The organism is Salipiger bermudensis HTCC2601 (assembly GCF_000153725.1).
GTDB lineage: Bacteria > Pseudomonadota > Alphaproteobacteria > Rhodobacterales > Rhodobacteraceae > Salipiger > Salipiger bermudensis.
In genome coordinates this window covers 4,061,906-4,073,150 of sequence record NZ_DS022276.1, presented here as the reverse complement: position 1 = coordinate 4,073,150, position 11,245 = coordinate 4,061,906, and the positions used below count along the sequence as shown (strand labels likewise).

Genomic DNA, 11,245 nt, shown 5'->3' with positions numbered 1-11,245 from the left:
GAGCTCGGCGACCTGTCGGTCGAAGTCCCGCGCCATGAGCCGCTGACCCAGCAGTTTGACACAATGCATTTTCGTTTCGACGCGGCTTCGGCGGTGGTATCCGCTCCATCGTCGCCACAGGGCACGGCCGAGGTATCTTGATGCGCGCAGGGCCTCGTTTCGGGCGGCCGCGCCAGCGGTGACGGTCTTCCATGGCTTGGCGTTCTTGCGGGGCGGGATGACGGCGTGGGCGCCGCGGTCAGCGATGGCATCGTGGCATTTGCGTGTGTCGTAGGCCCCATCTGCCGTGACGCTGCCGATTTCCTGGTCCGCCGGGACCTGGCCGAGCAGGTCGGGCAAAACCGGTGCATCGCCAATGTGGCTCCCGGTGATCTCAACAGACCGGATCTCCAGCGTTTCCTCATCAATCCCGAGGTGGATCTTGCGCCAGACGCGACGTTTCCGGCCACCATGCTTGCGGGCGTGCCATTCTCCTTCGCCCTCGACCTTGATGCCGGTGCTGTCGATCAGCAGGTGCAGCGGCCCCTTGGAGCCGCGATACGGGATATTGACGGCCAGCGTCTTCTGGCGGCGCGACAACGTGCTGAAGTCGGGCACCGTCCAGTCAAGGCCAACCAGTCGCAGCAGACTTTCGACGAACCCGGTTGTCTGCCGGAGGGCCATCCCGAACAGCACCTTTATCGAGAGGCAAGTCTGTATGGCGGCGTCGCTGTAGCTCTGACGGCGGCCACGCCTGCCTGTCGGCACTGCATCCCAGCTCATCTCGGGGTCGAACCAGATCGTCAGCGAACCTCGGCGCTTGAGCGCTTCGTTATAGGCTGGCCAGTTCCTGGTCCTGTAGGTTGGGGGTGTAGGTCTGCTCATGCATCACAGCTACCATGCTGGATTCACGAGATGAATCCCTTACGCGATTTGTGCAACAGAGCCTCGTGAACACGGTCGGGACCCAGACAACGTCATCGATCCCAAGGCCCACGAACCAGCGGAACAGCAAGTTGTAGTCCATCTGCTCCATGAGCTGCCGCTCGGACCGGATCGAGTAGAGGATGTGCAGCAGGCTGGCCCGGATCAATCGTTCCGGCGCGATCGAGGGGCGGCCCTCACCCGCGTAAAGCCGGTCGAACTCTGCATCCAGGGAGCGCAGTGCGTCGTTGACGACGGCCCTGATCTTGCGAAGCGGGTGTCGCACTGGAATGCGCTCCTCGAGATCGACGTAGCTGAACAGCGAGCCCGTCACCTGATCTGATCCACGCATCCCACACTCCGTCGCCATCGTAGTGGTTACGGTGAATCATGTTCCACGTCAGGCGTCGAGGCGAGAGTTTTTCAGCAGCCTGTTAGAACGGCAGCGGGGCGTTGTCTTTGACTTCCTTCATGACGAAAAACGTCCGCGTCTGGCGCACGCCGGGCAGCGCGATGAGTTCTTTGCCGTGAAGCTTGTTGAAATCCGACATGTCGCGAACGCGGATCTTGAGCAGGTAGTCGAAATCCCCGGCCACGAGGTTGCAGTCAAGGACCTGCTCCATCCGGATGACCGCGTCCTCGAAAGCCGCGAAGCTCTCCGGTGTGGAGCGGTCGAGCACGACACCGACCATGACCACCGCTCCGAGGCCAACGGGCTCCGGCGCGATCTGGGCGTGAACGCCGGTGATGTACCCGTCCTCGAACAGTCTCTGGGTGCGGCGGTGGCATGTCGGAGCGCTGACATGCACCCGCGAGGCCAGCTCGGCATTGGTGAGCCGCCCCTCCGACTGAAGCGCGCGCAAAATCTTGATGTCGATTCGGTCCAGATCATGCATGAAAGAAATTTTCACATTATTGCGTTAAGTTGATGTATGAGCCAAACATATCGTCATTCTGGTGGAAATGGGAAAAGTTGAGCCGCCAACTTTGAAAGCACATTTCCGGCGGCTTGCACTAGCGTCAGGGCAGACAGCCACTCAGGAGATGCCCGATGTCCCTTCTCGAACCCTTCGACCGCTACCCGCTCACCTTCGGCAAGACGCCGATCGAACACCTGCCTCGCCTTTCGAAAGAGCTTGGCGGCAAGGTCGAGTTCTATGCCAAGCGCGAGGATTGCAACTCGGGCCTCGCGATGGGCGGCAACAAGCTGCGCAAGCTGGAATATATCGTGCCCGACGCCATCGCGTCGGGGGCCGATACGCTGGTCTCGATCGGCGGGGTGCAATCGAACCACACCCGCATGGTCGCCGCGACGGCCGCCAAGCTCGGCATGAAATGCGTCGTGATCCAGGAAAAGTGGGTGCCGCATTTCGATGCCGTCTATGACCGGGTCGGCAATATCCAGATGACCCGCCTGATGGGCGCCGACAGCCGCCTGGTCGATGACGGCTTCGATATCGGCATTCGCAAGAGCTGGGAGGACGCCATCCAGTCGGTCAAGGATGCCGGTGGCAAGCCCTATCCGATCCCTGCGGGGGCCTCGGTTCACAAGTTCGGAGCGCTTGGCTATGTCGGGTTTGCCGAGGAGGTCGCCGAGCAGGAGGCGGAGCTTGGGTTCACCTTCGACTACATCGTGGTCTGCGTCGTGACCGGCTCGACCCAGGGCGGGATGATCGTGGGCTTTGCCGCGCAGGATCGCGCCGACAGGGTGATCGGGATCGACGCCTCGGGCACGGTCGAGCAGACCCGCGAGCAGGTGCGCGGCATCGTCGACAACACCGCCGAACTGATTGGCCTGGGGCGCGCCGTGCGCGAGGACGAGATCGTCATCAACCCCGATTACGCCTATCCGGCCTATGGCGTGCCGTCTGACGAGACCAACGATGCCATCCGGCTGGCCGCGCGGACCGAGGCGATGATCACCGACCCGGTCTATGAGGGCAAGTCCATGCAAGGCATGATCGACCTAACCCGCAAGGGGTTCTTTCCCGAAGGATCCAAGGTCCTCTACGCGCATCTCGGCGGTGCCCCGGCGCTGAACGGCTATAGTTACCACTACAAGGACGGCTGACGCCCGTCATCTCGCAGCGCATCCGCCCGCTCATGTGCGGGCGGATCTTCTCACCTGATCGAAAGAGCCGCCCATGCCCGCCGACATCTCGCACCTGAAGACCATCGAACAGCGCCTGCTGTGGCTGTCGCACTGGATGATCCACCACGCCAATCACGTGCGACCCAAGGTGGACGGGATCAAGGTGGGCGGACATCAGGCATCGTCGGCTTCCATGGTGTCGATCATGACGGCGCTCTATTTCTCGACGCTGCGTCCCGAGGACCGGGTGGCGGTCAAACCCCATGCCTCTCCGATCTTCCACGCGATGCAATACCTCATGGGCAACCAGACCCGCGAGAAGATGGAGAACTTCCGCGGCTTTGGCGGGGTGCAATCCTATCCCAGCCGAACCAAGGACATCGACGACGTGGATTTCTCCACCGGATCGGTGGGGCTTGGCGTGGCGATCACATCCTTCGCCGCGATTATCCAGGATTACATCAAGGCCAAGAGCTGGGGCCGGGATGCCCCGATGGGCCGCATGGTGGCGCTGGTGGGGGATGCCGAGCTGGACGAGGGCAACATCTACGAGGCGTTGCAGGAGGGGTGGAAGAACGACCTGCGCAACACCTGGTGGATCATCGATTACAACCGCCAGTCGCTGGACGGGATCGTGCGCGAAGGCCTGTTCCAGCGGATCGAGAAGATCTTCGAGGCTTTCGGCTGGGAGGTGGTCCGGGTCAAGCACGGCGTCTTGCAGCGTGCGGCGTTTGACGAGCCGGGCGGCGACAAGCTGCGGGACTGGATCGACGGTTGCCCGAACCAGCAGTACTCGGCGCTGACCTTCATGGGCGGCGCGGTCTGGCGCAAGCGGTTGCTGGACGATCTGGGCGACCAGGGGGACGTGACCGCGCTGATCGAGCGGCGCAGCGACGACGAGCTGGCCGCGCTGATGGAAAACCTCGGCGGCAACTGCGTGCAGACCATGGCAGAGACCTTCGAGGCCATCGACCATGACCGCCCGACCTGTTTCCTGGCCTATACGGTGAAGGGCTGGGGCACGCCCATTGCCGGCCACAAGGACAACCATGGCGGCTTGATGAACACCACCCAGTTCGCGGCGTGGCAGGCGCATATGGGCGTCGCAGAGGGGCAGGAGTGGGAGGCGCTGGCGACGGTCGAGAACCCGGACGCGCTGCAGGATTTCCTGTCACGGGTGCCGTTCTTCGCCAAGGGCACGCGGCGCTATCATGAGGCCAAGCTGGATGTGCCAGCGGTGGCCATCGATACGACGCGCGAGATCTCGACACAGATGGCGTTCGGCAAGATCCTGGATGAGCTTTCCAAGGGCGACAGCAACCTGGCCGAGCGGATCGTGACGACCTCCCCGGATGTCACCGGGACGACCAACCTCGGCCCCTGGGTAAACCGGCGCAAGCTGTTCGCGCGATCTCCGCAGAGCGATGCCTTCATCGAGCATCGCATCCCGTCGACCGCGAAGTGGGAGTTCACCCCCGAGGGCCAACATATCGAGCTTGGCATCGCCGAGATGAACCTGATGCTGCTGCTGGGGGCGGCGGGGCTTTCGCATTCGCTCTTCGGCAAGCGGCTGATCCCCATCGGCACGGTCTATGACCCCTTCGTCGCCCGTGGCCTCGATGCCCTGAATTATGCCTGCTACCAGGATGCGCGCTTCATTCTCGTGGGCACGCCCTCCGGCGTCACGCTTGCGCCCGAAGGCGGGGCGCACCAGTCGGTCGGGTCTCCTCTGATCGGTATGAGCCAGGACGGGCTCGCGGCGTTCGAGCCGGCCTTCGCAGACGAGCTGGCGGTGATCATGGAATGGGCCTTCGACTATGTCCAACGCGATGGAGAGGGCGACCCTTGCGAACGCACCTGGCTGCGCGACGAAACCGGCGGCTCGGTCTACCTGCGGCTGACGACCAACCCGGTAGAGCAGCCCGGCAAGCGGGCGGATGATGCCTTTCGGCAAGGTGCGATCGACGGAGCCTACTGGCTGCGCAAGCCCGGGCCGAATTGCGACGTGGTGATCGCGTACCAGGGCGCCGTTGGCCCCGAAGCGATCAAGGCTGCGGGGATGATCGGGGAACACCGCAGGGATGTCGGCGTCCTGGCCGTGACCTCGGCCGACCGGCTCAACGCAGGCTGGACAGCCGCCCAACGCGTCCGGGCGAACGGCAACACCGAGGCCCGCTCGCATATCGAAACGCTCATGTCCGAGCTGCCGCCACATTGCAGGATCATCACCGTCATCGACGGCCATCCGGCGACGCTGTCCTGGCTCGGCTCTGTTGCAGGCCATACGGCCATCCCGATGGGTGTCGAGCATTTCGGTCAGACAGGCACCATCGGCGACCTTTACCACCATCATGGCATCGACGCCGCGGCCATCTTCAACAGGGTCAGTGGCCTGACACAAGGGCGAGATCTCGGCGGCGACTTCCTGGCCTCGCTGATCTACAACTGAGCACCGCCGCCGGATCCCTCATCCGGCCACGAGGCAGCGAAAGGCGGCTTCCCGCTCGTTGTGTCGCCGAGCTTAGGTGCTGCAGCCGACATGCTTGGGAGAATGCCCGCTTGTGCATGCGCCCAGAGCGGCGACGCGGTCCACTTGTCGGTCCTCGCGACCGATGTCGCGTGGGCAAAGAGGCTAGTCTCCCGCCGCATGGCGCATGGCGCATGTCGCGGGGCAGGGGGCGGCGCTGCACCGCTGGGCGCGCGTGTGGCGACACCCACGAGGCGTCACCAAGGGACTGGCTTGCCCGCCCAGTCGAAGAACTGCCCGGTCTGCTGTGGCTCGAGGCCGTCCAGCACGCCGAGAAGATTGCCGGCGGCCTCCGCCGGAGCGACCTTGCGATGGGCCGGGTAATCGCGGGTGAACTCCGTGGCGACGGTGCCGGGATGAAGGGCGACGACGAGGGCGCCCGGATGGGTGCGGGCGATCTCGATCGCGGCGGTGTGGACGATCTGGTTGGCGGCGGCCTTCGAGGCGCGATAGCTGTACCAGCCGCCCAGCCTGTTGTCGCCGATCGAGCCGACCCGGGCGGTCAGGACCCCGACAACCGATCGGCCATTGCGGGGCAGAAGCCGCGGCGCGTGCCTGAGGACGAGTGCTGGTCCGATGGCATTGGCCGTCATGACCTCGGCCATCCGAGAAACGTCGATTTCGGCCAGGGATTTCTCCGGCCGCGCGCCTTCGGGCGCAAGCAACCCGCTTGCGACGAGGATCATCCCGAACGGGCCGGACAGCGCCTCCAGTCGAGAGGTCACGGAGGCCGGCTCGGCGAAATCGATGCCGTCGGCGGTTCGGGACAGGCCGGTCACATCGTACCCACGTTCGGAAAGCGCCGCGCAAAGTGCGGCCCCGATGCCACCGGATGCGCCGATCACGAGGGCCCGGTTGTGCGAGGTGGTCCCATCGTCCGATCTGTCTGTGGTCAAACCGATCTCCTACCCACGGATTTTCGTACATATCGGACTGACGACTTAGGCCGGAGCCGCGGCCTGCAAAGGGGCCGGCCAACGGACCGGCCGTGACGTGCCCCGCTTCGAGCCTGCGTTCCCTGTGGCGCTCTGTAGAGGCTTCGGCTTTCTACCGACCAGTGGTGATGCGTCCCTCGGGTGCGCCCGTTGAGGCGCGTGGGGGGGCGGGCGTCAATCGTGGTAGTCGATCTCTCCGTCGCGCGAGAACAGCACGGCAAGCCAGCGCAGGCTCGGCATCTCGGAGGCGATGACCATCACGATGACCGTCAGGGGCACCGCGAGAAACGCGCCCAGCCCGCCCCAGAGCAACGACCAGAACACCAGCGACACGGTGATCATGAAGGTGCTCATGTTGAGCGATCTGCCCTGCATCATCGGCGTGACCACGTTGCTGATCAGCTGGTCCGCACCGCCATAGATCACGATGACGGCGAGGAGGGGCCACAGGCTGTCGAACTGCGCCAGCGCCACCAGCGCGGGCAGTAGGATACCGATGAAGGCGCCGATATTGGGGATGAAGCCCACGAAGAAGATCAGGATCGCGAGGAAGGCCGCGAAATCAAGGCCGATGGCGCGGAACACCACGTAGGCCACCGAGCCGCTCATCGCGCTGGTGACCGCGTTGACCCACATGTAGTCCTTGATGCCGCTGGCGGCGCGCCGCACGATGACGGCGAAATCGGGGCCGCGCGGGTTGGGCGAGGAGAGCAGCCTGATCTTCTTCTGCCAGTCCGCGCGCTCGACGATCAGGAACAGGAAATACAGCGTCAGCAGCGAGACCTGCGCCATGCTGCCCACGAGCCCGCCCGCAAGGAACATGATCAGCGATCCCACCTGAAGCTCTTCGATGGCGGTCTGGACCGCTTGCACGGTCCGCGCTCCGATGATGTGTTCGAGCCTCTGGATGATCTCGCCGAGGCGCTCCTGGTATCTTGGAAGCGCGTCGATGATCTCAGCGGCGGCGGCAGAGGAGATCACGGTGAAAAGCCAGATCGTGGTGATGAAGATCACCAGCGCCAGTGCCCGCGCCTGCCAGCCCGGAATGGCCGTGCCCCTGATCGAGATCCGGCCCAGCCTGTCGGTGAAGGCGGTGGCGAGCACGAAGATCAGGAACGCCACCGAGAGCAGCTTGAACAGGTCGCGTCCGAACCACAGCAGCGCGATGATGAAGGGAAGGCCGACGATGATCTTGAACCAGTCGGGTGGGACGACCTGCAGTGATTTCATGTGGCGTTCCCGGATCCTCGCGGTGCCCTTGGGGGCGGTCTCTAGGCAGCAAGGTTAGACGAGCGGGATCGGGCTGGCCAAGCCATTCGACGCGCCGGATGCCTCAGGGCCGGCCTCGCGTGGCCTGAATGGCGCGGTCGTTTGCGGAATGGTGGGGCGACGCGGCAACCGACCGGTCCACCGGCTGTGCTGACCGCAGGAGTGCGCCCGCGGATCGTGCCGCCCAAGGGGGAAGCGCCACTAGGGCGCCGGAGGCAACAGGCCTTCGCTCTGCAACAGGGCCAGCAGTTCGACCACGGTCTCCGGGCCCAGGTCGATCGAGCCCTTCATGGCGATGCCCGCACCACCCTCGCCGATTTCCTGCGGGGCGCCGTAGTCGAAATGCGGCTCGAGGATCGACAGCTCCGGACCCAGCTCGGGGCAGATCGCGGCCTCCTCCAGCACAAGCTCGATCGCCTCGAAGACCAGTGCCCGCGCGGCAGCGAGGCGGCCACTGCCGGTCTGGATCTGGCCCAAAGCGCCCGGCGGGTCCCGGTCGAGATCGAGAAGGCGGAAGACCACGCATTGATCAACCAGCTCGGCCGACAGGTGCGCGCGCACATCGACCTGCTTGGTCTCTTCGAGCGCCCCGCGCTCCCATGTGCCGGGTGCGGACCTGACGCAGTCGTAGCTCTCCATCTCCAGCGAGGCTCTCGCGATGATCGCCGTTCCGTCGGCCTCGGTGTCGAACCCTTCGATCTGGATGCGCCCACCGCAATTATCGGTCACGACCCGATCCGCAAGCAGGTCGGGAAGCCGTGCCTGGATGTCGCGCAGGTCGAGCAGCGCCTCGATGCCGATCCGCGTTGTCGACACGGGCGAGAGCTGGAGCGCGATCCCGTAGCCGATCTCGGTGTCGCCCACCGCCATGGCATCTTGCAGCGCCAGTCCGACGCGTCCGTCGGTCCGGTCGGTGAACCGGAGCCCGTCGGCGCCGCCCGCGGCCCGCTCACCGGCCCAGGCCAGCGTGTCCACGAGCGTGTCGGCGCTGATGTCGGCGCTACCCTTCAGACCCGCGCCAACGCCGCCGGCGCCGATTTCCTCGATCCCGAGGGCCTCGAAGCGCGGCTGAAAGAACGAGATCGGCGCCGGCGGCTCGGGGCAGATCGGGTACGCGTCGAGCACCACGGCGGCCTCCTCGAGAATGGCGACACGGACCTTCTCGGTCAGGCCGAACAAGCTGGCCAGCCCGCCGAGGATCCCGCGCGGCTTCAGGCTGAGGTCGGTGAGGCTGAGCCGGATGCAGTTCCCATCCAGATCGCCGCGCAGGGTTGCGGCGGCATCAACGGTCTGCGAGATCATCCGCCAGCCGCGCTGCTCGTCGGGGGTTCCCTTCGCCTTGCAGCGATAGAGCGATGCGCGGACCGAGGCGCCGGCCCTGAGCGTGTCACCGTCCGCCTCGCTGCCGCTGAAATCGACCGTCAGGCCGAGGTTGCAGGACGGGTCGATCGGCCCGGAGAGCCGCTCGGGCAAGGCGTCCTGTATTCCGCGCAGATCGGCCAGCGCATTCAGTCCGAGCCGGGTTTCCCCCGCCGGGCTGAGCCCGAGGTAGAGGGCGAAGGGCACCTCTCCGGCGCGGCTATCGAGGCTCTGGGTGATCCGAAAGCGGACGTCGCCGGCATAGGTCTCCGGGGCGACCGGGGACCCGAGATCGACGGCTTCGAACTCGAACACGCCCTCGGGGGTGCTGTTGCAGGCCGCGAGCGCCAGAACGCTCAGCGCAACGAGGACGTAGCTTCTAGCTGCCTTCAGACGTCGCATGACCGCTCCCTCCGTTCCGGATGCCCATTCTGAACCGGGGACAACTCTGACATGTGCCTGACAGTTTGCAAGTCCGGCGGGACGGATCGCCCCGCTTTCGTCGCAGAAGGCGCCCCGGTCGCGCTGCCAACCGTCATGTCCGAGCAACAGTGCTTGCCGAGACACGCCGACGTCTGATCGCGCGTGGGCACAAATCTCGGGCTGAAGGCGGCGAGATCGAGACGGCGCCGGTCCGGATCTCCTAGCCGAGACCGGAGGCGCGGGCGTCCTCGACGGCGAAGTCGATGAGCGACCGGACCTTGCGCGGGAGGGTGCGGCCTTCGAGCCAGACCGCGCTGATGGCGCGACGCGGGCTGTCATAGTCGGGCAGCAGGGGCTCCAGCCGTCCGGTCTCGAGATCGTCGCCCAGCACGAAGACCGGGCAGAAGGCAATGCCGTGGCCGGCCACCGCCAGATCGCGGGCCACCTGGGCACTGTTGACCCGGAACCGCGAGGGCACCTGCACGGCGGTCTCCACGCTGTCGCAGGTAAAGGCCCAATGCGCCGGCTCGCTGCGGTTGGTGTCGACGATGCAGGCATGCGCGACAAGATCGTCGGGGCGCTCGGGCCGGCCATGGCGCGACAGGTAGTCGGGGCTGGCGACCACGCAGCTGCGCAGCGCGCCGAGCCGGCGCCGCTTCAGCGAGGTGACCGCGCCTTCTCCGACCCGGAAGGCGAGGTCGATGCCCTCGCTGGCGAGATCGACATAGGCGTCGGTCAGGCGCAGATCGACGACCAGATCCGCATGCGGTGCCGCGAAGCGCGCCAGCATACCTTGCACGTATTTCTCGCCAAAGGTCACCGGGGCCGAGATCCTGAGCGTGCCGGTGAAACCGCGCCCGTCCTCGGTGACCTCGGCCAGCATCTCGTCGAGATCGTCGAGCAGGGCGGGCGCCCGCGCCAGCAGCGCCTCGCCCGAAGCGGTCACGCCAACCCGTCGCGTGGTGCGGCTCAGCAGTCGCACGCCGAGCCGCGCCTCGAGCTCGGCCACGTACTTGGAAGTCAGCCGGTTGGAGATCGCCAGCCGGTCCGCCGCGGCGGTGAAGGAGCCGGTTTCGGCGGTGGCGACGAAGGCGCGCAGCCCGTCGATCAGGTCCATGAATTCATTCCGAACAAAATGGCGAAGGTCATTCCATACCATCGCCATTTCATTCCTGCGGCGCAAGGCGCATCTTCGTCTCATCGAAACACAACAGACCGATGCCGGCGCGGCCTTGGGGCGACCCCCAGCGGCCCCGGCGAGACACAAGGACCAGATCCGATGACCAATGCAAAGACAATCGCTTACGGCGCGCTCCTCATGCGGGCCACCACCGGCGCCCTGTTCGTCGCGCACGGGCTTACCAAGCTCTTCGTCTTCACCCCTGCGGGCACCGCGGGCTTCTTCGAGAGCCTCGGGCTGCCGGGCTGGCTCGGCATCGCCACGATGCTGTTCGAGATCGCGGGCGGCGTGGCGCTGATCCTCGGGCTGGCGACCCGCCTCGTGGCATTGGTGTCGGTGCCGGTGCTTCTGGGGGCCGCGATCACCGCCCACTGGGCCAACGGCTTTGGCTGGTCCAATGCCGGCGGCGGCTGGGAATACCCGGTGATGTGGGCCGCGATGATGGCGGCGCTTGCCCTGATCGGCGACGGTGCCCATGCGCTCTGGCCGCTGGGCCGCCGCACCGCCTGACACGACCCGCTGTCGCGCCGGAGCCTCGGCGCGGCGGCCTTTCCGAC

The 11,245-nt window shown here is 65.7% G+C and carries 9 protein-coding genes and 1 pseudogene; 3 read left to right on the top strand and 7 right to left on the bottom strand.

Annotated features, from left to right (window positions below):
* The 3 genes and pseudogenes from R2601_RS19200 to R2601_RS19190 all read right to left on the bottom strand — a co-directional run.
* The coding region (locus tag R2601_RS19200) for an IS5 family transposase (RefSeq protein ID WP_040544939.1) at positions 1 to 864 on the bottom strand (864 nt) is incomplete at its 3' end.
* Positions 865 to 927: 63 nt separating this feature from the next.
* Positions 928 to 1,255 (bottom strand): annotated as a pseudogene (locus R2601_RS19195) (transposase); the annotation flags it as partial.
* 82 nt (positions 1,256 to 1,337) lie between these two features.
* Positions 1,338 to 1,799 (bottom strand): Lrp/AsnC family transcriptional regulator, encoded by a 462-nt coding sequence (locus R2601_RS19190; RefSeq protein WP_007801340.1) that lies wholly within the window; start codon positions 1,797 to 1,799, stop codon positions 1,338 to 1,340.
* A 155-nt stretch (positions 1,800 to 1,954) separates the two neighbouring features.
* On the opposite strand from R2601_RS19190, the gene R2601_RS19185 reads away from it, so the two are divergent.
* Together R2601_RS19185 and R2601_RS19180 are read left to right on the top strand one after the other, a co-directional pair.
* Positions 1,955 to 2,974: a 1-aminocyclopropane-1-carboxylate deaminase gene (locus R2601_RS19185; protein WP_007801339.1), complete on the top strand. Its 1,020-nt coding sequence runs from the start codon at positions 1,955 to 1,957 to the stop codon at positions 2,972 to 2,974.
* Positions 2,975 to 3,047: 73 nt separating this feature from the next.
* Complete coding sequence (locus tag R2601_RS19180; RefSeq protein ID WP_007801338.1) at positions 3,048 to 5,444, top strand: thiamine pyrophosphate-binding protein; 2,397 nt, start codon at positions 3,048 to 3,050, stop codon at positions 5,442 to 5,444.
* 275 nt (positions 5,445 to 5,719) lie between these two features.
* On the opposite strand, the gene R2601_RS19175 is transcribed toward R2601_RS19180, so the two are convergent.
* The 4 genes from R2601_RS19175 to R2601_RS19160 all read right to left on the bottom strand — a co-directional run bounded on the left by R2601_RS19175 (position 5,720) and on the right by R2601_RS19160 (position 10,625).
* The gene (locus R2601_RS19175) at positions 5,720 to 6,418 is read right to left on the bottom strand and encodes an SDR family NAD(P)-dependent oxidoreductase (RefSeq protein ID WP_007801337.1); all 699 of its coding nucleotides are present in this window, start codon (positions 6,416 to 6,418) and stop codon (positions 5,720 to 5,722) included.
* A gap of 213 nt (positions 6,419 to 6,631) precedes the next feature.
* Positions 6,632 to 7,687 carry an AI-2E family transporter gene (locus R2601_RS25620; protein ID WP_007801336.1) on the bottom strand — a complete coding sequence of 352 codons (1,056 nt, stop codon included), beginning with the start codon at positions 7,685 to 7,687 and terminating at the stop codon, positions 6,632 to 6,634.
* A gap of 240 nt (positions 7,688 to 7,927) precedes the next feature.
* Positions 7,928 to 9,487: a hypothetical protein gene (locus R2601_RS19165; RefSeq protein WP_007801335.1), complete on the bottom strand. Its 1,560-nt coding sequence runs from the start codon at positions 9,485 to 9,487 to the stop codon at positions 7,928 to 7,930.
* Positions 9,488 to 9,728: 241 nt separating this feature from the next.
* Complete coding sequence (locus R2601_RS19160; protein WP_040544935.1) at positions 9,729 to 10,625, bottom strand: LysR family transcriptional regulator; 897 nt, start codon at positions 10,623 to 10,625, stop codon at positions 9,729 to 9,731.
* A gap of 162 nt (positions 10,626 to 10,787) precedes the next feature.
* Between R2601_RS19160 and R2601_RS19155 the strand changes: the two genes are divergently transcribed.
* Positions 10,788 to 11,198 carry a DoxX family protein gene (locus R2601_RS19155; RefSeq protein ID WP_007801329.1) on the top strand — a complete coding sequence of 137 codons (411 nt, stop codon included), beginning with the start codon at positions 10,788 to 10,790 and terminating at the stop codon, positions 11,196 to 11,198.
* The last annotated feature ends 47 nt before the right edge of the window (positions 11,199 to 11,245 follow it).